This window comes from Flavobacterium sp. (assembly GCF_035760125.1).
Lineage (GTDB): Bacteria > Bacteroidota > Bacteroidia > Flavobacteriales > Flavobacteriaceae > Flavobacterium.
Genome location: NZ_DASTTN010000502.1, coordinates 1 through 23,635, shown reverse-complemented (window position 1 = coordinate 23,635; position 23,635 = coordinate 1). Strand labels below are relative to the sequence as shown.

Here is a 23,635-nt window from a genome sequence, read left to right as displayed (position 1 = left end):
TAATTTTAATAAAATATTTTTTAAGTAGATTTTAAGCTATTTCTTCTCAAAATAAAATACTTTTGCCTAAATTTTACCAAATATGAGTTTTGAATTAACAATCATTATACCCGTTTATAACGAGGAAGATAATCTTAATCGCGTACATCAAGAAATGAAACAGTTCTTGGGCATTGCAAAAAAAAAGACAAAAATTCTATTTGTCAATGACGGTTCCAAAGACAACAGTCAAGCTTTAATTGAAAAAATCTGCAAAGACAACGAAGAGTTTACTTTTATTTCTTTCGAAAAAAATGCGGGTTTAAGTGCTGCCATCAAAGCCGGTTTTGATTATACAGACACCCCATGGGTAGGTTATATTGATGCCGATTTACAAACTGCCCCTGAAGATTTTAATATCCTAATGGAATTTACAGGTGAATATGACCTTGTAACGGGTGTGCGTTCCAACCGAAAAGATTCCTTTACCAAAAACATGTCATCCCTTATTGCCAACGGTATCCGTAGAGCTTTTACAGATGACGGCATGGACGACACGGGTTGTCCTTTAAAAATAATCCGTACGGATATGGCTAAGAGAATACCGATGTTTAATGGATTGCACCGTTTTTTACCAGCCATGATTCTATTGCAAAACGGTAAAATCAAACAAACACCAGTAAGACATTTTCCAAGAGTGGCAGGTGTTTCAAAATTCAATCTTTGGAATCGATTATTAGGTCCATTACAAGATTGCTTTGCCTATTTATGGATGAAGAAAAAATACATCAATTATAGTGTAGCAAAACAAGGATAATGAACAACATCATCATTTACTCTATAGGTTTCATTGCACAAATTTTATTTTCGAGCAGAATGATATTGCAATGGATTATTTCTGAAAAAAACAAAAAGGTTTTGACCCCAGTTTTGTTTTGGGAAATCAGTTTATTTGCCTCTTTTTTATTGTTTGTTTATGGTTATTTCAGACATGATTTCTCGATTATGTTAGGGCAAACAATTACCTATTACATTTATATTAGAAATATACAATTACAAAATGACTGGAAGAAAATACATGTAGTACTCCGATGGTTCATACTTTTATTTCCAGCTTTTATAGTTTGGTATTCATACAATAATAATGTATATGATTTGGACAATCTATTACGTAATGAAGCTATCCCAAAATGGTTGCTTTGGACTGGAATCATAGGACAAGTACTGTTTACATTACGTTTTGTCTATCAATGGATTTATTCCGAAAAGAAAAAAGATTCCGTTTTGCCATTAGGATTTTGGATTATCAGTTTAACCGGATCCCTTATAATATTCATTTATGCCATAATCCGAAAAGACCCAGTATTATTGGCAGGTCATGCTATAGGTTTAGTCATTTATTTCAGAAATATAGTAATCATAAAAAAGGATGTCAAAATTAACGCATAATTACGCTTTCTGGCTTTTCATAGTAGCCTGCCTCATGCTTTTTCCACATTTAGATGTTATTGAAGTAAACATCATGGAAGCTCGAAACTTTATTACGGCAAGAGAAATGGCAACCCATAATCATTGGATACTGACAACACTAAATGATTTACCACGTTATGAAAAACCACCATTACCTACTTGGTTAACGGCTGTTTTTGGAATTATTTTTGGATTTGATAGCGTTTACGGAATGCGAATCCCTGTTGCATTAATTACATTATTATTAGTATTTGGAGTTTATAAATTTTCCCAAAAATTAGGTTTATCCAAACAGCAAAGCTTCCGCAACGGACTGATTTTGATTACTTCTTTTTACATTTATTTCGCAGGAAGAGACAACCAATGGGATATGTACACCCATAGTTTTATGGTCGTTTGTATCTTGTTTTTATGGGATTTACTGAATGATTCAAAGAAACCTCTTTTTAATGCTGTCATAGCTGGATTGTTTTTTGGATTCTCTTTTTTAAGCAAAGGCCCTATTTCGGTTTATGCTTTATTATTGCCTTTTTTAATTGCTTATGGATTCACCTATAAGTTTCAATTGAAAGACAAAAAAGTGTATCTTATACTGATTCTCGCATTGGGCATAATCATTGGCTTGTCATGGCCTCTGTATGTAAAATGGGCAGACCCGGTGACATCCTTAAAAGTGACCAAAATAGAAAGCAGCCGATGGGGAAATTACAACACCAGACCATTTTATTATTACTGGAGTTTTTTCACTCAAAGCGGTATTTGGACCGTTCCCGCTTTAATTGCATTAATCTATCCGTATTTAAAAAGCAGAGTTAGTAATTTAAAAGCCTATCAATTTACACTGATATGGACATTAGCCTCGGTGGTTTTACTTTCAATAGTACCCGAAAAAAAATCAAGATACTTATTGCCTGTTTTAATTCCGATGGCTTTGAACACTGGATTTTATATTGAATACTTGATTAACAATTTCAAAAACATAAGTTTAAAAAAAGAAAAAGGAATTATTCACTTTGCTTTTGGACTTATCGGAATCATTTGCGTTGTTATTCCTGTTGGAATTTTTATCAAAGTAAAAAATGATTTAGCAGGATTTGAATTTTGGCTAATTGGCTTAACGCTGTCTTTATTGGCAATAGGCTACGTGCTATTTACAAACCTTAGAAATAAAAACTTTACAAAAGTATTCTATGCCGTTATAGCAGTACAAGTAGCTGTTGTTCTTTTTGGAATACCATTCACAAAACTAATTTTAAAAAATCCTGATTACGCAAGCGCAAAAACAATTAGGAACAAAGAAAAAAGTCTTGGTGTTCGAACTTATGAATTAAATTCATTTACACCCGAAATTATATGGGATTATGGTTTTAGTATACCAATCTTATTAAATGAAGAAACCAACAAACTAAACTTACCTTCTGAAAGTAAATTTGGTTTATTGGCTTTGGAAAAAGACCATATTGATTCTAAAAAAGAATTTCAGAATTACAATCTAAAAAAGGTGTCGAATATTGATTTGAATCATGTTCCAACAGATTCAAAAAAACACAATGATCGATTGACCAGAATATACTATATCGTTACGAGGAAATAATTATTCTTCGTAACGAGCTATTTCTCTATCATAAAATTCATTGGCAAGAACAATTAGTCCTTCCATTTCGGCGTTCAATTCGGCTTCATCCAAATCTTCTGCTTCTTCCATAAATTCAACCTCATCGTCTTTCAGATTGATGATAAATCTCGGGTAATCCAAGTGAATGATAAAAATATCATCTGGAAAATCAGTATTGTCGCCTAGTAAAAATTTTGGTAATTCCATGTTTGTATGTTTAATCGTTAATTTATTTATTCGGTTAAACGGTTAAGCAAATAGCTGTTTAACCGAAATTTTTATTTATCAGACAAAATAACCGGTGCACTTCCCTTTCCATTCATAAAAATAATTTTAGAATTTGGTGAAGCAGCTAGTTCTTTTTGTGCTTTTATTTGTTCGTATTGCAATTGTTTATCGGTCAATCCAAGAGAAATAATTCTTTGATAATCTGCTATACCTTGTGCTTCTACTCTTTTACGTTCGGCTTCTTGTTTTTCTTTTTGAAGCACGAAAGTCATTTTTTGAGCATCTTGTTCGGCATTAATTTTACTTTCGATCGATTTTTTAACCGAAATTGGAAGATCAATGTTTCGAATTAACAATTGTTCTAAAACTAAACCTCTACTTTTAAAATCAGACTCAATAGTTTTAAAAATTCGTGCCTGAAACTCATTCCTTTTGGTCGAATACAAAGCCACAGCATCATAAAAAACAGCGTTGTCACGTATTCTGGTTCTAGTGATTGGTCTCACAATTTTATCAGTATAATCAACTCCAATAGTCTTAAATATCTTTGGTGCATCGGTAGGAACCACACGATACAAAACAGTCAAATCAATAACCACTTCAAGTCCATCATTGGACAAAACCCTAATGGCATCATCTCCTTGTTGAGAACCTTCACCGTGAACAGCAGACATCGTGTAATTTTGTGTTTGAATATCAAATGTTGTAATATCCAAAAGCGGATTGATAACATGCAAACCACTTTCCAGCACATCAGAATCCACGCTTCCATAAAGAGACTTCACTCCTACTTCACCAGCATTTATCTGCTTAAACATTGAAGAAACAATTCCTAAACCGATTAGGATAAATCCAATAATCTTCAATAAACCAGTAAATTTAGAAAATGGATTAACATTATGACTTAATACAAATCCAATAATCAGTAAAATTATTCCAAGAATAATAAATAGTATCATTTTATAGTTTTTAATTGGTACGGTGATTATACGTTAAAACCAATTATAAGTTACATTCTTACAAACACTTATTTCTTTGAATGTTCCCCAACCAACTTTCTTGTCAAAAGTGCAAAGCGAATATACAAAAACAGAGCTGCAGCAGTCAAACCTGCCAAAAGACCAATCCAAACACCAACCGCTTTTAAGTCGGTATATTTTCCCAAATAAAAAGAAATTGGAAACCCTACAATCCAATAAGCTACAAAAGTAATATACATAGGGACTTTCACATCTTGCAAACCTCTCAAAGCGCCCAAAACGACCACTTGAATTCCATCAGAAATCTGAAAAATAGCCGCAATTAACAATAATTTGGAAGTGATAAAAATAATTTCCTTATTATCCAAAACTTGAGCAGGATCATTCATATTCAAAAACAAATGTGGCAAGAAATTATGGAAAACAACAAAAATAAAAGCAAAAAAAGCTTCAATCATTACAGCCAATAAAAAGATAGATCGTGCAACGACAATTAGGTTTTTATAATCAGACAAACCTTTAGAATGACTCACTCGAATCATAGCCGTAACACTCAAACCCATAGCTACCATAAAAGTTGACGAAGCCAGTATAAGCGCAATTTGATTTGCGGCCTGACTATTTTTCCCCAATGTACCCGAAAGCCAAATTGCCGCCGTAAACAAAGTCACTTCAAACAACATTTGCATTGCCGAAGGAAAACCTAGTCCGATAATTTTTTTAATGATTGATTTTTTTATTTCTTTAAAAGTGAAATTTTTGAAATACTGCTTCATAATGGCATTGTGCTTCATCAGATAGTGCATAAAAACTACCATCATAATTCTAGAAATCACAGTTCCTAAGGCGGCTCCAACAACACCCAGCTTTGGAAAAATCCAAAAACCATAAATCAGCACATAGTTAAAAAAAACGTGTACCACATTGGCCAAAATGATAGAATACATCGAATATTTGGTCAAGGACAATCCGTCAGCAAACTGTTTGTATCCTTGATACATCACAACAGGAATTAAAGAAAAAGCAACCCAATCAATATAAGGTGCTGCCAATGCAACCACAGCTTCTGGCTGATTCATGAAATACATCAATTGTTTGGACAGTACTGTTAGCACAAACAACGATACTCCCAGAATAGTACATAACAGTAAACCATGATGAAACGTAGTCCTGATTTTCTTGTGGTTCTTCTCTGCATCCGCTTCGGCGGTCAAAGGCGTTATCGCAGTAGAGAAACCAATCCCTATTGACAGGGCCAAAAAGATAAAACTATTTCCCAGGGAAACAGCTGCCAGCTCGGTCGATCCCAAGTTACCCACCATATAATTATCCACAATCCCTATCAGAGTATGCCCAAGCATTCCAAGAATTACGGGATAAGCCAATTTAATATTATACGAGAATTCTTTGGTGTATTGGGAAAAGTTCATTTTAATTTATTAAGTCAGCAAAGATAAATAGAAGCTTTCAATTGCATCAATACTATTAAAAATATAACACCCTTTTATTCGATATTTTTTACGTAAATGAAGTAATTCTACAACAGTCCATTATAATTCTGTAACAATTTCGGCAAGTCATGCCCCTACATTTGCCCTGTTGTTCTGAAACAAATAAACAGAACAATCAAAAAAAAATTAATCCAAAATTCAATTATGAAAACTACATTAAAAATTAAATTGTTATCTGTATTCACAATCGCATTATTATTTGCAAACAATTCACAAGCTCAAGACACAAAAAGCTTCGACCAAGGATTCCGATTAGGAATTGGTCTTAATGGAGGAATGCCAACAAACAATGATACATATGACTGGTCATTAGGTGGTGATGTTCGTCTTCAATATGATTTAACTCCAAAAGCGTCTCTAACACTTACAACGGGATTCACCAATTTGTTCATTGATCAAAACATTAAAGATCTAGGTTTTATTCCTGCGAAAATTGGATTTAAAGCATTCGTTTGGGAAGATCAATTTTATGTGTTAGGTGAAGTAGGTGGTGGTTTTGCAGTAACCAACGGTTATGACCAAAACACATATATCTGGTCTCCCGGAATTGGATATGCCAATAAAAACATTGATGTAAGTGTACGTTATGAAGCTTATACCGATTATGACACCAATCAAATTGCATTGCGTGTAGCCTATGGATTTGATTTATAAAAGAATTAGTATCTCTAAAAAAAGCCCTGAAGTTCAGGGCTTTTTTTTGATCTTTAGTATTGCTTTTTATCTGTTAATGTCTTCATAAAAGCAATTAGCTGTTTCTTTTCCAATGGTGTTAAATTTAATTTATCTCCAGGTAAAGTTTGATTTGACAAATTGAAACCCAAACCACTTCCTCCACCGCCATCATAGAAATCTATTACTTCTTCTAAAGTTTTGAAAACACCATTGTGCATATAAGGAGCTGTTAATACAATGTTTCGAATCGTAGGCGTTTTAAACGAATGCCGATTCACTTCAGCTTTAGTCAAATCAAATTTCCCTAAATCTCCGTCTATCTTTTTGTCTTTTCCAGGAACGCCAAGAACTTCACTTTCTGATCTATCAAAATTAGGTGGAACCGTTCCATTTGTCAAAGGAATAAAATGACAAGTTGCACATTTGGCTTTGCCTGCAAAAAGATTAAAACCGGCTATTTCATCGAGATTAAATTTTTCTTCACCTCTCATATAACTATCAAATCTGGAATCATAATTACTCAAAGACCGAATATATGATGCCAAAACATTTTTAATCTCAAAAGCGGTAATTTCCTTGTTTGGAAATGCTTTCTTAAAATGCGCAGCATATTTTTTACTCTTTTTTAAATCCGAAGCTGATTTCTCCAAAGATCCGTGCATTTCGTTCTCATTTGTAATAACAGCAACCGCCTGATCTTCGAGATAATTCACTCTCGAATCATAAAAAAAACTACGCTGAAAAGCAATATTGGAGAGTGTTGGTGTATTCCTTTTTATCATTTGTTTTCCATCCAATGTGACTGCTTTTTCCAAACCATCAGTAAAAGCTTTGTCGGCATAATGACAAGAAGCACATGAGCGGGTATTGTTGCCAGATAAAACAGGGTCATTAAACAATAATTTGCCCAATTCAATTTTCTCCTTTGTAGTTTTATAGTCTGGAAAACCTGAAAAAGCTTCGGCATCAAAAGCATTTCTGTCAAATAATGTTTGGGCCGTAACTTTCAATCCTCGGCTTTCCTTAAAAAAAGGAATTTTCAAATCCGATTGCGCTTCATAAATAGCTTTGCTCAAAGGATTCAAATATTTTTTAATAAAATAGGCCCTGTCAAATTCATTAAACTTCGAATTTTTATTCAAATAATCCTTCCCGCCTTCTAGCAGTCCTAAAGTTTTGGGGCTTTGTTCGTCATCCTGATAAATAATAAGTTGCTCTTCGATAATTTCCAATGAAGTCATGGCTTCCGCCAAAGAATTCTGTGCAATCGGGGAATCAAATCCCGTTATTCCCAAAGTAATTATTCTAAAAACCTCCAAACGCATCGCATCAAAAACAGAAGAATCAGTTAACAAATTTGTTTTCGAAATCATTTCCAAACGATACAAATTAGCGTTGAGAATCCCAATTTCTTTTAGAATCTCATTTTTAGTATTCTTATCATACACCGGAAAAAAATATTCTTCAATTACCTGAAGTCCTGCAGGAGGAACGGTAATTCCATCATCATATTCATATTCATCAAGTGCAGGACCATTTATCGCTTTGGAAACTGTCGGGAAATAATATTCGCTAATAGATTCGACCCTTTTATAACTTTGGTGTGTTTTTAAAAATTGGTTTTGAAGTTGCTTTTGATTTGCTCCATCTTCAACCAAATGTTGCAATTGAGTAACCTCTTTTTGCAAAACAACCAAATCCGACTGGTACAAATCTTGAATTTGTTCGGCTTTGGATTTAAAATCGGAACAAGAAAACAATAAAAAAGAGATCAAAAGGAGAACAATATTTTTCATATAAAAGTGTAAAAATAAAAAACAGAAAACACGGCTTCAAAAAATGAAACCGTGAGCTTCTGAAAAAAAATAAAAAAGTACAAATTATCTAGCTAATCCTTTGATTAAAACAATTTGGCTCGCTTGATCTTCATTAGGACGACCACCTCCTCCATCTTTTCCTTTATATTTTTCACCTGACCAAGAATGAGGCTGAACACTCAGTAAGAATGTATCATCAATACCCAATTGTTCAGAAACATCAATTAAAGCACCATATTCCCAAACTCCTTTTTCCTCTGGATTTGGTACACGAGCAGATACTACATTATACTTTCCAGCATCCGCTGCTGTACGACGGTGGTCCAATTCTACTACCACTTTTAGTTGTTTTGTGGCAATATTGTACTGATAAATATAAGCGTCATGTGTTTCATCACCATATCCATTGGCATCTTCTTCAACATAAACATAGTTTTTAGTCACACAGATGTTATCTGGATTTTGAAACTTTCCTGCAATTCCCGTACGATCGTCACCGTCAAGCAACACTTGTAAAGTACCCGATAATGGATTTGCAGCATCCAAATTCAATTTATAGACTCTACCATATTTTGTTCTCGAAGCATCGGCATTTGTCCCAGTCGTATTTTGACCAGTAACATTAAAATAAATTTCACGATCGGCAGCATCACCACCTTTTCTGTAATCAAGATCTTCCACTCTACCAAATTTTATGGCAGACAAAGTATTTACGGCAGCATTAATTTGTGCACCAGTCAAAGTAGTATGATTTTCAATTTTCACAAAAGAAACTGGATAATTCTTTCCTGTAACCATGTCTTTCTCTCTTTGGTTACCATCCGTTCTTTTCATCATGTACAAAGAACCGTTTGCAAGATCACCAACTGTATTAGCCACATACATGAACAACTGACCTCCATAAGTTCCGGAATCGTCATCACCAATAACTACAACAGTTTTACCTTCAAAAGCTGTTTTTCTCAAAGGCAAAGCATTTTCGGCGCTTAAACGTCCAAACCCTGCCAATTCCTTAGAAACACTTGCCGTTCCCACATCCCCATAAGGATTCAAAGCGTGAGTACGAGACTCTTCACCAGATTCTCCACAAGTCAAGTACGTTGGCCCAAAACCATGTTCCGCAGGAGTAGCCATTGTAGCCCCGCATAATCTCCACGTACCTCCTTTTGAATTCAATAAATATTCCCCTTTAATTGGTTTGAACGTTTTGTCCAATGTTATTCTGGATACCGAAAAGTTGTCCTCTTGGTTTACTAAAAATGTAAAAGAGCCATCTGCATTTTTTAATAATCCAGAACCATCTGCTGAACCTCCAAAAACATAATTTGGACTTCCCGGTAAAACATCGTCTGAACTAATAAGAGAAAACAATTCAAGTTTTTCAAAACCCGCTTGCTTTTTCAACAAAACTGGAGTTACTGATTGATTGGCTGCCAAAACAGTACTATTGATTGGGTTTTCTTCTGCATTTTTATCATTATTACATGATACTAATGATGCAACTGCAAGCATCGATAGGATAATTTTTTTCATTTGGTTATTTGTTTAAATTCAACACAAAGAAACCTCCATATTTTCAACTAAAAATGAACTAAATATTAACAAAACTTCAATAAAAGTTAATCAAAACAAACAAAATATCAATTATTTTACATTAACCCGCCAAATACACAAGAAAACAAAGCTGTAAAAACTCATCGCTTTTCGCTGTAATGCCCTTCAAAATAAAGGTTCTATTTTCCTCTACCAACAAAAAAGACTACTTTTGGGAAGCTAATCCAGCTGTTCGCTACAATCTTTTTCAAGAACTGCTTTTTTTCTAAGTCCTTGCAAGAGCTTCCTTCGGTCGCTTTGCCAGTACAAGAAAAAAATAGCTGTTCTTTTCAAAAGGATTTTCACTTCCATCTGGGCTAGGGCATTCATTTACAAAACAACTTTTCATGGAAAAATTCACACTTGAAATTCTTTTTCACATTATCGGAATTGGTTCGGCATCCGGACTCATTTACAAAGACAATAGTTTATTTATCATAGGTGACAACAGCGGATTCTTATACGAATACAGCACAGAATCCAAAAATCTGCAACGCCACGAGATCATAGAAAACGCAACCGAAAATATTGCCAAAAGTGAAAAACCTGATTTTGAGGCCATCACTCATTTTGGAGACAATCTCTATGTTTTTGGTTCTGGGTCAACTGCAAAAAGGAATAAAATGATCCAAATCAACACACTTGAAAAAGAAATAAGCACCAATGACCTAACAGATTTGTATTCAGTTATGCAAAGTTTTGGAGAAATAAAACCCGAAGATTTCAATATAGAAGGCGCTATTTATACTGGTGAAGAATGGTATTTATTCAACCGCGGCAACGGAAAATCAGCCAAAAATGTATTATTTACCATCCAAGGAAAAAACTTGATTAACGAATTCAACATTCTTTCCAACAACTATAAACTACCCAAAATAAAAGGAGTTCGTAGTAGTTTCACCGATGCCGTTACTCTCGATGATAAAATTTACTTTTTGTCAACCGCCGAAGACACTGATTCCACATATAACGATGGTGAAATTCTGGGAAGTTTCATCGGTTGTATCGATACCAAAACCATGAAAATCGATTTTACCAAAAAAATCAGCGACACACATAAATTTGAAGGATTAACCATTTTTAAAAATTCATCAGACACAATCGAATTCCTCCTATGTGAGGATAACGACACTGAGGTTTTGGAAGCTAATATTTATAAATTGACATTAAACAAAAAACATTAAAAGTAAAATAATGAACGACTTAAAAAATAAAAATGCCCTAATTACGGGTGCCGGAAAAGGAATTGGTAAAGCAGTAGCCATTGCTTTGGCAAAAGAAGGCGTAAATGTAATTTTATTAGCTCGAACACAATCAGAAATCGATGACGTAGCCAAAGAATCAAGCGCATACGGCGTAAAATCATTAGCCATAACCGCCGATGTTGCCAATATCAACTCCGTAAATTCAGCAGTAGAAAAAGCCTTAGCCAAATTTAAAACCATTGACATTTTAATCAATAACGCCGGAATTGCAGCTTTTGGTAATTTTTTAGAATTAGAACCAACCGATTGGGAACGCATCATTCAAGTTAATTTAATGGGAACGTATTATGTAACCCGCGCTATTTTACCCAACATGATTGAAAGAAAAACAGGAGATATTATCAATATTTCCTCAACAGCAGGATTAAATGGAAATGCATTAACCAGTGCCTATAGTGCTTCTAAGTTTGCCGTTTTGGGATTGACAGACTCTTTGATGCAAGAAGTACGCAAACACAACATTCGTGTTACAGCACTAACTCCAAGTACTGTTGCAACCGATATGGCAAAAGAATTAAACCTTACCGATGGCAATCCGGAAAAAGTAATGCAATCTGAAGATATGGCTGAATTAATCATTGCCCAGCTAAAATTAAACCGACGCGTATTTATCAAAAACAGCAGTATTTGGTCAACAAATCCTTAAATTATAAAACCATTAAGAGATTAAGATTCATTAAGATTTCGCTCTTAATTTTCTTAATCTCTTAATGGTTCTAAGAACCTTTTAAATTTTTAAAAGGTTATATCTGTAATGTTAGTTTGCTATTTATTTTTTAAACCTCAACATTCAAAAACTCCATTCGAACACTTCCGTCTTCATCAATTTTTGTCAAATTGATTTCGTGCAAAGTATTTACTAATTCTGGATTCCAAGGCGTTTTCACTTTTACGTAATTCTCTGTAAAACCGTGAATATAGCCTTCTTTATTTTCACTTTCAAAAAGAACGGTTCTATTGATTCCCAACTGGCTTTCATAAAAAGCACGACGTTTTTTAACGGATAAACCTCTTAACATTTTGCTTCGTTTTGCACGAACATTGGCAGGAACAACTCCATCCATTTCAGCGGCTTCAGTATTATCACGCTCAGAATAAGTAAAAACATGTAAATACGAAATATCCATTTCATTCAGGAAATGATAGGTTTCCAAGAAATGTTCATCAGTTTCACCAGGAAACCCAACAATCACATCCACACCAATACAGGCATGTGGCATCACTTCACGAATCTTATTTACTCGTTCAGTATAAACTTCACGCAAATAACGACGTTTCATCAATTTCAAAATATCATTACTTCCCGATTGCAACGGAATATGGAAATGCGGTACAAAAGTTCTGCTTTTTGACACAAATTCTATCGTCTCATTTTTTAATAAATTAGGTTCAATCGAAGAAATACGCAATCTTTCAATTCCTTCGACTTCGTCTAATGCCTTAACCAATTCCAGAAAAGTATGTTCGTGTTTTTTATTCCCGAATTCCCCTTTTCCATAATCTCCAATATTTACACCTGTCAGTACAATTTCTTTGATATTTTGTTTCGAAATTTCGTAAGCGTTTTTCAATACATTTTCCAATTCATCGCTTCTCGAAATTCCACGAGCAAGCGGAATTGTACAATACGTACATTTATAGTCGCAACCATCCTGCACTTTCAAAAAGGCGCGAGTTCTATCTCCAATTGAATAACTTCCAACATAAAAATCAGCTTCGGCTATCTCACACGAATGTACTTCACCAAAATCATTCTTCGATAAATCATTGATATAATCTGCCAGTTTGAATTTCTCGGTCGCTCCAAGAACCAAATCCACTCCATCAACATTCGCTAATTCTTCTGGTTTCAACTGTGCATAACAACCTACTGCAGCTACAAAAGCCTTGTCATTCAATTTCATCGCCTTGCGAACCACTTGTTTGAATTGTTTATCTGCATTCTCTGTAACCGAACAAGTATTGATTACATACATATCAGCCACTTCCTCAAAATCAACTCGATCAAAACCTTCATCTTCCAAATTACGTGCAATGGTTGATGTTTCCGAAAAATTCAGTTTGCAACCAAGCGTGTAAAAAGCGACTTTTTTTCTATTCTCCATAATTAACCTTAAATTAATGAAATCGTTGTCAAAAAATTTAAGTGCGCAAATTTACGAACAAAAATTTACACTATAAAGCTGATGATTATTTATATTCATATCATTCCCAACCTTTAGGCCTAATACCATAAGATTATTATTTAAGCAGATGGTGTTATGTACTTTAAAAAAGCTTTATTTTTCTCTTCAAGGTTTTGTTCTTATTTAATTAAATACTAATTTCACACTTCCAAAAACAATACAACGGCACTAGCTTTATCTTATACCAAATAAAGCTGAAATGTACCGTTATTCGAAATCTCAAAAAACTAATTATTTCAAAAAAATAATTCAGTTGAAAAGTAATAATGTCTAATTTTATCTGTTTAAAAGATGGATTAAATTTATGACATTACATTTCTTGTATATGTTGCCTCAATCTTTCTGAAAATTAAATTTTAGAAAAAACTATACTATAAACAACAATAAATGGGATCGCCGAAAACCATAAAGAGTAGGTCAATATTAAATAAACAAAAACAAAATGAAATCATTCTACCTCACAATCTCCCTACTATTTATTACACTTTGCATACAAGCTCAAAATGCACCGACAATCGCAACTAAAAATCCTTTCCCAACAATAAGTACTTTAACTAATTGGGCTAGTTACAATTCACAAGAAAAATTCAATCTTGACATCAGAGCCCTTGGTTTTAAATTTGAGGAAAAATCAGTTGAAACGGCTTCAACTTCTTATACTTATATCAGAAAAGTTTCAGTGGACAACATCAACTATACTGACAGAATCGTTTACAGAATTGCAAATGACAACTCAGCAAGCATAATTTCATTAGTAACCGCTTCAACTGATTTGGTTTCTTTTTACACTCCACAATTGGCAGGTTATAAAACAGGAAAATGTGACAACGAAATGTCAAAAGACAAGAAAACAACCTGTACTTGTTATGACAATGGTAAATTCAATATCGATGTGTGTGATGAAAGAGTAAAACTTACGATGGGTGATGGAAATAATTATTTTATTTCTGTTGCTAAAAAATAAACCCCATAAAAAAATCCGTCTCGTTGAACTGCCATAGTATTTATTTTTTTGAGGCAGTTCAACGAGACGGATTTTTTATTTTGTAAAAAGAGAAATTATAAATTTGGATTTTTTATTTCATACCAAACTTCTTCTTCTCCATCATATTCAAAGGAATTGACATAATGCATTCCCAATTTTTCGAGTATATTTCTTGAACCTTTATTTCCAGCATCTGCGTACGCATAAAGATTCTCTACTTTCATTTCATTAAAGGCAAAATCTACAAAAGCCAATCCAGCTTCCGTAGCATATCCCTTTCCCCAATGCTTTTGTATAAAACGATAACCAATCTCATAAAAGTTTTGATGATTATTAATAGGCTCCGTAATTAACTTTATACCGGACCAACCAATAAATTCATTGGTTTCTTTTAGGATTACAGCCCAACGACCAATTCCATTATCCGCATATTGTCGTTTTAAATTTTCGATATACAACCTACTTTCCTCTATATTCTTTACAGGCTTGTTTCCTAAAAAACGATGCACTTCGGGATTCGAATCCAATTCAAACATTCCTTCATCATCTGAAGTAATCACTTCCCTTAAAATCAATCTTTCGGTTTCTATATAGGATTTCATTAATTCAAAATATAACGCTTGATTACCTCAGCAACACCATGATCATTATTAGATGCCACAATTAAATCAGCTTTATCTCTTAATTCAGGAGTTACATTATCCACCCAAACACCTAAACCAGCATATTCTACCATTGTCAAATCATTTCCTGCATTTCCTACAGCAATGATTTCACTTTGATGAATATCTAGCTTCTCTGCCAATTTTTTCAAACTGTAGGCTTTATCGATCCCCTGTTGGGCTACTTCAAGAAAAAAGGGCTTTGACATCGACACACTCAAATGTGGCATAGCCAGTTTCAAATCATCTTCAACTGTTTTGAGATAAGATGGTTCTTCAAGCAGAATACATTTTACAGCATTCGACTGGACTGCATCCTTAAAACTCTCTACTTTATTGTGAGCCAAACCTGTAATATGCTTTTCCACATCAATATATTCCGAATTTGTTTCACTAACAATCTCATCGTTTACATAAGTAATGATATGTGTATTGTTTTTCAAACTGTAGTCATACAATTCATGAATCTGTTCCTTAGTTAAGGTTTGTTCAAAAAGGACCTTATCTTCTTTCAGATCCGTAATTACAGCTCCATTATAAGAAAGCATAAATGAATTATAGTAATCCATTTTCAATTCTTTGGCATAAGTCGTCATCGCCGAAGTAGGCCTTCCTGATGCCAAAACCACGTAAACTCCCATTTCCTGGGCTTTAAAAATCATTTCCTTATTTTCATCAGATATAGTATGTTCGTCGGTCAACAACGTGTCATCCATATCCAAAACAAGCATTTTGTATTTTACTTCTTTCATTATATAAATTTTAGGCTAATAAATTCTAAATTAACAATTTACAATTATTATGCCATTAAAAAACCTTGATACTAATTAAGCCTCAAGGTTTTTAAAAAAAACTTTTAATTCAATTAGATATTCAACCTAAATTCTTCGATAACCGGATTTGCCTTTGCAAAATCCGTTTCTTGAATAAAAACCTCAACAGCTGAGTCCGAATTTGGAAAACCTGACATTCTTGCCGATTGGATATTATTTTTAACTGTAGTTTCCACTCCAGCAGCTTCAATTTTTTCTTGCAGAGCCAAAGCTAAAATTTCACTTCCCGAAAATACTTTCATTAATCCCATGATGCTTTTATTTTTTTAAATTATTTATTATCTCAAATCATTAAACTAAAAAGCATCTTAAAACTTGTTCGTTCGGTGTCTTGCTTCCTGCCTACTGATTTCTTCCTAAATTCTATTCTTCTTCGTCATCATCAATTTCCTCATCTTCTTCTTCAAAATCATCAACATCTGGGTTAACTGATTCTTCTTCTTCCAAATCCTCCTCATCTTCATCATATTCTTCTTCAAAATCAAAAACATAAGGCTCTAATAACATTTTATCGGCCAAGATTTCAATTCGTTCGGTCAATTGGTCGGTAAAAATAATACGTTGCGTTTTGGCAATACTATTTGAGATTCGCATGATTTTTGTTTCATGACGTAGTTTCAAAATTGGATCTGCATCATCAAGAATAAACATTTTCAAACGGTTTACATTATATCCCGCAGTGCTAAACATATCACTTAATTTATTTGGAGTTCCAATAAGAACATCAATACCTGTCGAAATATAATTTTTATCATAATCCATATCACCTTTATCATGAACCCCATACACTCTTAAGTTGGTGAATTTTCCAAACTTCTCGAAAAGTTCTTCCATTTCAAGAACCTTGGTTTTGTCTTCAACAATGATTAAGGCGCGAGGTGACTCTTCACCTTCACAAACCAATTGCTGAATGACATTAATCACAATAGTTGTCGATTTCCCAGAACCCTTTGGGGAAACAATAATTGCATCTGCTCCACTTTTTATAGTCGAAAAAGTTTCTTTTTGCATCTCATTAGCTTCTGTCAACCCGTTATCAATTAAGGCTTCTTGCAATACTTGATTTATTTTCTTTAGTTTCATTATTAATTTTAGATTTCTGATTACAGTTTTTACTGCAAATCAATTCCTAATTTGTGTTTAATTTTTATTTGCTTGCAAAAGCCTTAACATCACTTTCGGAAATTTCGTTCCCTCCTAGTATTATCAAGCGTTCTACCACATTGCGTAATTCTCTAATATTTCCTGTCCAATCATATTCTTGCAATAAACGAATGGCTTCGGCTGAAAAATGCTTAACCGCATTACCTTGCTCAACTGCAATTTTATTTGTAAAATGCTCAATCAAAGAAGGTATATCTTCCCTTCTGTCATTTAAGGAAGGAACCTTTATGAGAATAACAGCCAACCGATGATATAAATCTTCTCTAAAACGACCTTCCGCTATTTCGATTTTTAAGTCTTTATTGGTCGCGGCAATAACACGCACATCGATTTTTATATCACTGTCCGCTCCTACTCGTGTTATGATCCCTTCTTGTAAAGCTCTCAAAACTTTGGCTTGGGCTGACAAACTCATATCTCCAATTTCATCCAAGAAAATAGTTCCTTTATTGGCTACTTCAAATTTTCCAGCACGATCTTTTACCGCCGATGTAAAGGCTCCTTTTGTATGGCCAAACAATTCACTTTCTATCAATTCACTCGGTATGGCAGCACAATTCACCTCAACCATTGGAGCACCGGAACGATCACTTTTGTCATGCAATTGATGAGCAACCAATTCTTTTCCTGTTCCATTTGGCCCGGTTATCAAAACTCTTGCATCGGTTTTAGCCACTTTATCAATCATTATTTTCACCAGATTGATTGCTTCACTATCCCCTATTATATCATACTTTTTACTGACTTTTTTCTTTAGAATTTTATTCTCAACAACCAGTTTCTTTTTGTCCAATGCATTTCTAACCGTATTTAGCAAGCGGTTTAAATCTGGTGGTTTTGAAATATAATCAAAAGCCCCAAGACGCATCGTATTGATTGCCGTTTCCATATCTCCATGTCCTGATATCATTACAATAGGAATTTCGGTATCAATCTTTTTTACGGCTTCAAGCAATTCAACGCCATCCATTTTTGGCATTTTTATGTCACATAAAACCAAATCATAGTCGTTTTCTTTTATTTTACCAAGTCCTATGACACCATCTTCGGCAACATCAACTTCATAAGACTCATTTTCCTCACAAAGTATTTTGGCCAATACTCTCCTAATAGCTTCTTCGTCTTCGATAATTAGAATTTTCGACATAAATATTTTTTTATTTTGGCTTTATAATTTAACTATTGAAATAACCTTTAGTATTTCAACCATTTATATAATTCTTTCCAACTCGGTTTTTTCCCATACATCAAAATTCCAACTCTGTAAATTTTGGCAGCAAACCAAACTACACCAAAAAACGTGGCGAACAACAAAGATACGGAAATTGCAATTTGCCACCACGGTACTCCAAAAGGAATACGCATTAACATTACTATAGGTGATGTCAAGGGAATCATTGAAAAAACTACGGCGATAGTTCCATGCGGATCATTAATAACCGTAAAAAAACCAATGTAAACACTAAGCATCAACGGCATTATGATAGGCAAAAGAAATTGTTGCGAATCCGTTTGATTATCTACAGCTGCTCCAATTGCGGCATAAAAAGAGCTATAAAGGAAATATCCCCCAATAAAATAAACCACAAAACTGATCAAAATACTAGCGATAGGCAAATTCCATAATTCTTTGATATACATTTGAGCTGTCCCTGAAAATTCTTGTTGAGCAACATGCATCATTTCTGGAGAGACTCTGGATGTTGGTCCAATATTGACACCGAAAAATGCAGAAGCAGCAAACATTAACGACAAACCGATAATGGTCCAAATTAAAAATTGCAGTAAACCTGCCAATGAAGTTCCTATTATTTTTCCCATCATGAGTTGGAAAGGTTTCACCGAGGAAATAATAATCTCTACAATACGGTTGGTTTTTTCTTCAATTACAGAGCGCATAACCATATTTCCATAAATGATTATGAACATCATGATAAGGTAACCAAAAGCACCGCCTATTGCAATTTTTATTTCGTTAAGCCCTTTGATACTTTCTTCACCAGATGCCTTGGAAAGATTCAAAACTACTTCAGCCTTGGCATCTTTTATTGCCAAAGTGTCCAAATGTGCCATTTCCAAATTATCTTTGGTCAACTTATCTGCAATAATTCCTTGGGCTTTTTCGATAAAAATAATGCTAGGACTATTATTGGAAATCAACTCAATAGTATGTTGCAACTCTTTATTATCTTTTTTTTGGGGAACATAAAGTAAGGCTTCAAAATCATCTTTGGCAATACTATCTTTTAGAGCCTGAACATCAATTGCAGACAAATCTAGATACCTGTATTCACTGTCTTTTTTATTTTGAGCTACAAACTCGTTGACAAACAAGCCTGATTCATCATGAATTGCAATACGTTTTGTTTCGGCTTTCATTGAGCTTAAATACGCAACAAATACGGCAATTCCAACGAACAGCAACGGACTTAAAAAAGTCATGACAACAAATGACTTATTGCGAACTTTAGCAATAAACTCTCTTTTTATGATTAATGAAATAATACTCATTTATGTAGATTATTCGATTTTTAAACTTTTGGATTATTCAATTATTGGATTTTCAATTTAATTAATCTATCCTGTTACTGTTTGAATAAAAATATCATTCACACTCGGAATTTTTTCGACAAAATGCATTACCTGACCGCGTTGTGACAAGACATTAAGCAATTCGTTTGGTGTAGCATTCCCAAGTTGAATCTCCAGCTTTATTTCATCATTCAGGGATTTAAAATTGGCTTGGCCTACTTTAAATTTTTGGGTAATATCAAACATCAAACCTTCCACATTATCCGATAGAATACCTACTTCAAAACTATTGGTCTTGAATTTTCTTTTTACATCAATCAGTTTGCCTTCAATCAGCTTATTCGATTTGTGGATAAGTGCAATATGATCACACAATTCTTCCACACTTTCCATTCTATGCGTAGAAAAAATAATCGTGGCGCCATCATCTTTCAATGCCAAAATTTCGTCTTTAATCACATTGGCATTTACAGGATCGAATCCAGAAAAAGGCTCATCAAAAATCAATAATTTTGGTTTATGCAAAACGCAAACCACAAACTGGATTTTCTGCGCCATTCCTTTCGACAATTCTTGAATTTTTTTATTCCACCAACCTTGAATTCCTAGACGATCAAACCAATACTCTAATTGTTTTTTGGCTTCGGCTTTGGACAATCCTTTCATTTGTGCCAAATACAAACACTGCTCACCTACTTTCATAGTGCTGTACAAACCTCTTTCTTCAGGAAGGTATCCGATGTATTGTATGTGTTTGGGCTGAAGTTTTTCACCATCAAGGATGATTTCGCCACTATCGGGCATCGTAATTTGGTTGATAATTCGAATTAGTGAAGTTTTCCCGGCACCATTTGGACCTAAAAGTCCATATATACTTCCTTTGGGAACAGTCAACGACACTTCGTTAAGCGCTACATAATCACCATATTGCTTTACGACTTTACTTACTTCAAGTATATTACTCATGCTACTTTTTTAATTGGCGTAAAAGTAAAAAATTTCAAGCCTAAATTCTCTTAATTATCCATTAAAAAACCCATCCTTAACGAATAAAGGATGGGTTTGTATTTTATTATTTATAAAAGTTATGAAAACATGTCTTTTACTTTTTCGAAAAATGATTTTTCTGATTTCTCTGGATTTGGAGTAAAGTTATCGTCTGTTAACGCTTTTTCAAAAAACTGTTTTTGCTCTTTGTTTAAGGTTTTTGGAGTCCAAACATTTACGTGTACCAGTAAATCTCCACTTCCATAACCATTGATACTTGGAATACCTTTACCTTTTAATCTCAGAATTTTTCCTGATTGAATTCCTTCTTCCAGTTTGATTCTCACTTTACCGTTTACGGCATCAATATCTTTTGAAATTCCAAGAACGGCTTCTGCGAAACTGATGTATAAATCGTAGTGCAGGTTTTCACCTTCACGTTTCAAAAATTCATGCTCAATTTCTTCAATAACTACAATTAAATCTCCTGGAACACTGTTTCCTGGAGCATCATTTCCTTTACCAGAAACTTTCAACTGCATTCCGTCCACAACCCCTGCTGGAATTTTTATAGAAACCGTTTCGTCTTCTACAACCATTCCTTGAGAATCTGCATTACTTGGTTTTTTGTCCAAAATTTGGCCAGAACCACCACAAGTAGGACAAGTTGAAGCCGATTGCATTCTACCTAAAATAGTATTGGTAACTCTCATTACCTGACCTTGACCATTACACGTTGAACACGTTTTATAGCTTACACCGTGAGCTTGAACTTTACGTTTTACTTTTACTTTTTTCTCAACACCATTGGCAATTTCTTCCAGAGTCAATTTTACTTTAATACGCAAATTGCTTCCTTTTACGCGACGAGGGCCTCCGCCTCCGCCAAATCCACCGAAACCACCACCAAAAATATCTCCAAATTGACTAAAGATATCATCCATATTCATACCATGGCCTCCGCCTCCAAATCCTCCAGAACCATCAAATGCTTGATGTCCATATTGGTCATACTTTGCTTTTTTGGCAGGATCACTCAATACTTCGTACGCTTCGGCAGCCAATTTGAATTTTTCTTCTGCCTCTTTGTCGCCAGGATTCTTGTCAGGATGGTATTTCAATGCACTTTTTCTGTATGCCTTTTTAATTTCAGCAGCATCTGCACCTTTTGAAATGCCTAATATTTCGTAAAAATCTTTTTTCATAATAATTTAAAGTAAATTCCAAATTCTAATCCCGAAAATCTTCGGGACCAAATTCCAACTGTTCAACATATTAGAATTTATGATTTGCAATTTTATTTTTTAGTTACCAATTACCACTTTTGGGAAACGAATAATTTTATCACCTAATTTGTATCCTTTTTCAAGAACATCAACAATTTTCCCTTTCATCTTGTCTGACGCTGCGGGAATTTGAGTAATTGCTTCAGCAAAATCAGCATCAAAAGCATCTCCCGCTTTAACATCAACTTGCTCTAATCCTTTGGCAACCAACGTTCCTTTCAATTTTTCATGAATCAATTCTACACCTTTGGCTAACAATTCATCTTCCGATTTGCTGATTTCAACTATCGCTCTGTCAAAATCATCTAGTACAGGTAACATCGCAAGCAATACTTCTTGATTGGCTGTTTTAAACAATTCAATTCTTTCCTTTGTAGTACGTCTTTTGTAATTTTCAAATTCAGCAAATAATCTCAAAAACTTATCTTTTTCTTTAGCTAAGTCTTGTGCTAATTGCTCTTCAACACTTAATTCTTCAATAATAAGTTGCTCACCATTTGCATTATTCTCTAATGTCACATCATCTATTTCTTGATCGAATTCTGTATTTTCTGTAGTCATATTACTTTTATTTTTAAAAAAATTCTTAAACATAGTTTTATTCATTAGATTCGATTGCAAAAGTACTGCCAAAACTTATAAAATGTCAAATTGTCACCTTTTTTTAAGAATAAAAATTTTCCAAAGAAAATATCCTCTTTTTTTAGACAAAACTTTAATATAATTTTAAGACTATTACGTTATAGTTTTACTTAAATTTGGTACAGATTTTTATTCGCTCCCCCAAGGATACAACTCTCAAATATTGAAAGTAAGGTTGTTTTCTATATAATTATTAATTCACTATTGCCTTATATCAAAAAAAGCTTCGTTTCTAGTTAACGAAGCTTTTTTTATTTTTTAAAAACAACCTTATTTTAATCGAATACTCCATTCAAAATCCATTTCCGAAACCTGCACACCTTCTTCGTTGGTCCCAATAGATTTCATCCAAAACGTTTGACCTTCACCAGTAGCAATTGTCTTTTGAATTGCTTCCTCTATTAAATGACCGTCTTTACACTCAAAAGTGATTCGACCTGTAGCCTTTTTAGAGAAATTAGATTTATTATTAGCAACAAGCATCGATATTTTCTTTCCGCTTTGTTGGATTTTATCAATCACCATCGCTCCTGTTGTCAACTCGGCTGCCATCGCTTGTACGGCAAAATACATAGAATTAAATGGATTTTGGTTTATCCATCGGTGCTTTACTGTCACCACACATTTATCTTTATCAATAGATTTCAACCGTACACCACAAATAAATGCAGAAGGCAGTTTGAAAAATACGAATCGATTTAATTTAGATACTGTTAATTCCATGGGATACATTTTTTTTGCTAAAATACAAAAAATACTATGCGTACATATAAAAAATCATAATTAGTTTATTTTGCCTCTTTACCTCTTTCACAAAATAACTCTACCTTCAATTAAATAACAACTTTCTCAAATCTTTGGGCATGCCATCATTAAAAAAGAGACTAAACAATAGAACAGTATATACAGCCCCTTTCCCTATTACTGTCAGGCTATCCACACTACTTCGGTAGCTAACCTCAAATTAAATTCACTGAACTCCTATGAAAATAACATCTAGTGAAGTGATCCTTCACGCTAACTACATATCAACGTCATAGAGAAAGGCAAAGCAACAACTCACTTAATTTGATATAATTTTCTCTCAAAATAATCATTTTTTGTTAATATTATGTTAATATACACTACTATGCGATACAAGATACTCTCTTTTAAACATATATTTGCATAAGAAATTACTAGGTAAGTCATTTTATCAATTTCTGTCATCAATCATCAATCAAAA

At 33.8% G+C, this 23,635-nt stretch carries 23 protein-coding genes; 7 read left to right on the top strand and 16 right to left on the bottom strand.

The genetic code is table 11. The features are described from left to right. Positions 1-82: 82 nt before the first annotated feature. Genes VFS71_RS17965 through VFS71_RS17955 form a run of 3 tightly spaced genes read left to right on the top strand, consistent with a single transcriptional unit; the run spans position 83 to position 3,043 of the window. Positions 83-796, top strand: coding sequence for a glycosyltransferase family 2 protein (locus VFS71_RS17965; RefSeq protein ID WP_326402995.1), 714 nt, complete (start codon positions 83-85; stop codon positions 794-796). Continuing rightward, positions 796-1,428, top strand: coding sequence for a lipid-A-disaccharide synthase N-terminal domain-containing protein (locus VFS71_RS17960; protein ID WP_326402993.1), 633 nt, complete (start codon positions 796-798; stop codon positions 1,426-1,428). Before VFS71_RS17965 ends, VFS71_RS17960 begins: the two co-directional genes overlap by 1 nt. Beyond that, positions 1,409-3,043, top strand: a complete 1,635-nt coding sequence (locus VFS71_RS17955) for a hypothetical protein (RefSeq protein WP_326402992.1) — start codon at positions 1,409-1,411, stop codon at positions 3,041-3,043. Before VFS71_RS17960 ends, VFS71_RS17955 begins: the two co-directional genes overlap by 20 nt. On the opposite strand, the gene VFS71_RS17950 is transcribed toward VFS71_RS17955, so the two are convergent. From VFS71_RS17950 to VFS71_RS17940, 3 genes are all read right to left on the bottom strand, one after another. Then, entirely contained in the window at positions 3,044-3,271 is a 228-nt protein-coding gene (locus tag VFS71_RS17950; RefSeq protein ID WP_326402991.1) for a hypothetical protein, read from the bottom strand. Positions 3,272-3,342: 71 nt separating this feature from the next. After that, a complete protein-coding gene (locus tag VFS71_RS17945; RefSeq protein WP_326402990.1) occupies positions 3,343-4,251 on the bottom strand; it encodes a prohibitin family protein in 909 nt (302 codons plus the stop codon). A gap of 68 nt (positions 4,252-4,319) precedes the next feature. Then, entirely contained in the window at positions 4,320-5,702 is a 1,383-nt protein-coding gene (locus VFS71_RS17940) for an MATE family efflux transporter (protein ID WP_326402988.1), read from the bottom strand. 225 nt (positions 5,703-5,927) lie between these two features. Between VFS71_RS17940 and VFS71_RS17935 the strand changes: the two genes are divergently transcribed. Next, a complete protein-coding gene (locus VFS71_RS17935; RefSeq protein ID WP_326402986.1) occupies positions 5,928-6,437 on the top strand; it encodes a hypothetical protein in 510 nt (169 codons plus the stop codon). Positions 6,438-6,490: 53 nt separating this feature from the next. Here VFS71_RS17935 and VFS71_RS17930 read toward each other — a convergent pair whose 3' ends face one another. Beyond that, a complete protein-coding gene (locus tag VFS71_RS17930; RefSeq protein WP_326402984.1) occupies positions 6,491-8,254 on the bottom strand; it encodes a cytochrome-c peroxidase in 1,764 nt (587 codons plus the stop codon). A gap of 84 nt (positions 8,255-8,338) precedes the next feature. After that, complete coding sequence (locus VFS71_RS17925) at positions 8,339-9,808, bottom strand: hypothetical protein (RefSeq protein WP_326402982.1); 1,470 nt, start codon at positions 9,806-9,808, stop codon at positions 8,339-8,341. A 407-nt stretch (positions 9,809-10,215) separates the two neighbouring features. On the opposite strand from VFS71_RS17925, the gene VFS71_RS17920 reads away from it, so the two are divergent. Both VFS71_RS17920 and VFS71_RS17915 read left to right on the top strand, forming a co-directional pair. Beyond that, a complete protein-coding gene (locus VFS71_RS17920) occupies positions 10,216-11,052 on the top strand; it encodes a DUF6929 family protein (RefSeq protein WP_326402981.1) in 837 nt (278 codons plus the stop codon). A 10-nt stretch (positions 11,053-11,062) separates the two neighbouring features. Then, positions 11,063-11,779 carry a 3-ketoacyl-ACP reductase gene (locus VFS71_RS17915; RefSeq protein ID WP_326402979.1) on the top strand — a complete coding sequence of 239 codons (717 nt, stop codon included), beginning with the start codon at positions 11,063-11,065 and terminating at the stop codon, positions 11,777-11,779. Positions 11,780-11,909: 130 nt separating this feature from the next. Here VFS71_RS17915 and mtaB read toward each other — a convergent pair whose 3' ends face one another. Beyond that, positions 11,910-13,238 (bottom strand): tRNA (N(6)-L-threonylcarbamoyladenosine(37)-C(2))-methylthiotransferase MtaB, encoded by a 1,329-nt coding sequence (gene mtaB, locus VFS71_RS17910; RefSeq protein ID WP_326402978.1) that lies wholly within the window; start codon positions 13,236-13,238, stop codon positions 11,910-11,912. Between the two features lie 523 nt (positions 13,239-13,761). Between mtaB and VFS71_RS17905 the strand changes: the two genes are divergently transcribed. After that, entirely contained in the window at positions 13,762-14,283 is a 522-nt protein-coding gene (locus tag VFS71_RS17905; RefSeq protein WP_326402976.1) for a hypothetical protein, read from the top strand. Between the two features lie 95 nt (positions 14,284-14,378). On the opposite strand, the gene VFS71_RS17900 is transcribed toward VFS71_RS17905, so the two are convergent. The 10 genes from VFS71_RS17900 to VFS71_RS17855 all read right to left on the bottom strand — a co-directional run bounded on the left by VFS71_RS17900 (position 14,379) and on the right by VFS71_RS17855 (position 23,133). Then, positions 14,379-14,906, bottom strand: a complete 528-nt coding sequence (locus VFS71_RS17900; protein ID WP_326402975.1) for a GNAT family N-acetyltransferase — start codon at positions 14,904-14,906, stop codon at positions 14,379-14,381. Continuing rightward, the gene (locus VFS71_RS17895; protein WP_326402974.1) at positions 14,906-15,718 is read right to left on the bottom strand and encodes a Cof-type HAD-IIB family hydrolase; all 813 of its coding nucleotides are present in this window, start codon (positions 15,716-15,718) and stop codon (positions 14,906-14,908) included. The genes VFS71_RS17900 and VFS71_RS17895 overlap by 1 nt, the downstream gene beginning before the upstream one ends. 113 nt (positions 15,719-15,831) lie before the next feature. Next, complete coding sequence (locus VFS71_RS17890; protein ID WP_326402973.1) at positions 15,832-16,050, bottom strand: putative signal transducing protein; 219 nt, start codon at positions 16,048-16,050, stop codon at positions 15,832-15,834. Positions 16,051-16,162: 112 nt separating this feature from the next. Continuing rightward, on the bottom strand, positions 16,163-16,882 hold the full coding sequence (locus VFS71_RS17885) for a DEAD/DEAH box helicase (RefSeq protein WP_326402972.1): 720 nt from the start codon (positions 16,880-16,882) through the stop codon (positions 16,163-16,165). Between the two features lie 64 nt (positions 16,883-16,946). After that, a complete protein-coding gene (locus VFS71_RS17880; protein WP_326402971.1) occupies positions 16,947-18,110 on the bottom strand; it encodes a sigma-54 dependent transcriptional regulator in 1,164 nt (387 codons plus the stop codon). 47 nt (positions 18,111-18,157) lie between these two features. Beyond that, complete coding sequence (locus VFS71_RS17875; protein WP_326402970.1) at positions 18,158-19,474, bottom strand: ABC transporter permease; 1,317 nt, start codon at positions 19,472-19,474, stop codon at positions 18,158-18,160. 66 nt (positions 19,475-19,540) lie between these two features. Continuing rightward, the gene (locus tag VFS71_RS17870; RefSeq protein WP_326402969.1) at positions 19,541-20,461 is read right to left on the bottom strand and encodes an ATP-binding cassette domain-containing protein; all 921 of its coding nucleotides are present in this window, start codon (positions 20,459-20,461) and stop codon (positions 19,541-19,543) included. Between the two features lie 119 nt (positions 20,462-20,580). Further along, on the bottom strand, positions 20,581-21,687 hold the full coding sequence (gene dnaJ, locus VFS71_RS17865) for a molecular chaperone DnaJ (protein WP_326402968.1): 1,107 nt from the start codon (positions 21,685-21,687) through the stop codon (positions 20,581-20,583). A 99-nt stretch (positions 21,688-21,786) separates the two neighbouring features. Next, complete coding sequence (locus tag VFS71_RS17860; protein WP_326402967.1) at positions 21,787-22,362, bottom strand: nucleotide exchange factor GrpE; 576 nt, start codon at positions 22,360-22,362, stop codon at positions 21,787-21,789. Between the two features lie 318 nt (positions 22,363-22,680). Next, positions 22,681-23,133, bottom strand: coding sequence for a DUF4442 domain-containing protein (locus VFS71_RS17855; protein WP_326402966.1), 453 nt, complete (start codon positions 23,131-23,133; stop codon positions 22,681-22,683). Positions 23,134-23,635: the final 502 nt, after the last annotated feature.

What these genes read in the sequence shown, in the direction of transcription:
- VFS71_RS17965 (WP_326402995.1), top strand. Translation starts at nt 83, where the DNA reads ATGAGTTTTGAATTAACAATCATTATACCCGTTTATAACGAGGAAGAT.
- VFS71_RS17960 (WP_326402993.1), top strand. Translation starts at nt 796, where the DNA reads ATGAACAACATCATCATTTACTCTATAGGTTTCATTGCACAAATTTTA.
- VFS71_RS17955 (WP_326402992.1), top strand. Translation starts at nt 1,409, where the DNA reads ATGTCAAAATTAACGCATAATTACGCTTTCTGGCTTTTCATAGTAGCC.
- VFS71_RS17950 (WP_326402991.1), bottom strand. Translation starts at nt 3,271, where the DNA reads ATGGAATTACCAAAATTTTTACTAGGCGACAATACTGATTTTCCAGAT.
- VFS71_RS17945 (WP_326402990.1), bottom strand. Translation starts at nt 4,251, where the DNA reads ATGATACTATTTATTATTCTTGGAATAATTTTACTGATTATTGGATTT.
- VFS71_RS17940 (WP_326402988.1), bottom strand. Translation starts at nt 5,702, where the DNA reads ATGAACTTTTCCCAATACACCAAAGAATTCTCGTATAATATTAAATTG.
- VFS71_RS17935 (WP_326402986.1), top strand. Translation starts at nt 5,928, where the DNA reads ATGAAAACTACATTAAAAATTAAATTGTTATCTGTATTCACAATCGCA.
- VFS71_RS17930 (WP_326402984.1), bottom strand. Translation starts at nt 8,254, where the DNA reads ATGAAAAATATTGTTCTCCTTTTGATCTCTTTTTTATTGTTTTCTTGT.
- VFS71_RS17925 (WP_326402982.1), bottom strand. Translation starts at nt 9,808, where the DNA reads ATGAAAAAAATTATCCTATCGATGCTTGCAGTTGCATCATTAGTATCA.
- VFS71_RS17920 (WP_326402981.1), top strand. Translation starts at nt 10,216, where the DNA reads ATGGAAAAATTCACACTTGAAATTCTTTTTCACATTATCGGAATTGGT.
- VFS71_RS17915 (WP_326402979.1), top strand. Translation starts at nt 11,063, where the DNA reads ATGAACGACTTAAAAAATAAAAATGCCCTAATTACGGGTGCCGGAAAA.
- mtaB (WP_326402978.1), bottom strand. Translation starts at nt 13,238, where the DNA reads ATGGAGAATAGAAAAAAAGTCGCTTTTTACACGCTTGGTTGCAAACTG.
- VFS71_RS17905 (WP_326402976.1), top strand. Translation starts at nt 13,762, where the DNA reads ATGAAATCATTCTACCTCACAATCTCCCTACTATTTATTACACTTTGC.
- VFS71_RS17900 (WP_326402975.1), bottom strand. Translation starts at nt 14,906, where the DNA reads ATGAAATCCTATATAGAAACCGAAAGATTGATTTTAAGGGAAGTGATT.
- VFS71_RS17895 (WP_326402974.1), bottom strand. Translation starts at nt 15,718, where the DNA reads ATGAAAGAAGTAAAATACAAAATGCTTGTTTTGGATATGGATGACACG.
- VFS71_RS17890 (WP_326402973.1), bottom strand. Translation starts at nt 16,050, where the DNA reads ATGGGATTAATGAAAGTATTTTCGGGAAGTGAAATTTTAGCTTTGGCT.
- VFS71_RS17885 (WP_326402972.1), bottom strand. Translation starts at nt 16,882, where the DNA reads ATGAAACTAAAGAAAATAAATCAAGTATTGCAAGAAGCCTTAATTGAT.
- VFS71_RS17880 (WP_326402971.1), bottom strand. Translation starts at nt 18,110, where the DNA reads ATGTCGAAAATTCTAATTATCGAAGACGAAGAAGCTATTAGGAGAGTA.
- VFS71_RS17875 (WP_326402970.1), bottom strand. Translation starts at nt 19,474, where the DNA reads ATGAGTATTATTTCATTAATCATAAAAAGAGAGTTTATTGCTAAAGTT.
- VFS71_RS17870 (WP_326402969.1), bottom strand. Translation starts at nt 20,461, where the DNA reads ATGAGTAATATACTTGAAGTAAGTAAAGTCGTAAAGCAATATGGTGAT.
- dnaJ (WP_326402968.1), bottom strand. Translation starts at nt 21,687, where the DNA reads ATGAAAAAAGATTTTTACGAAATATTAGGCATTTCAAAAGGTGCAGAT.
- VFS71_RS17860 (WP_326402967.1), bottom strand. Translation starts at nt 22,362, where the DNA reads ATGTTTAAGAATTTTTTTAAAAATAAAAGTAATATGACTACAGAAAAT.
- VFS71_RS17855 (WP_326402966.1), bottom strand. Translation starts at nt 23,133, where the DNA reads ATGGAATTAACAGTATCTAAATTAAATCGATTCGTATTTTTCAAACTG.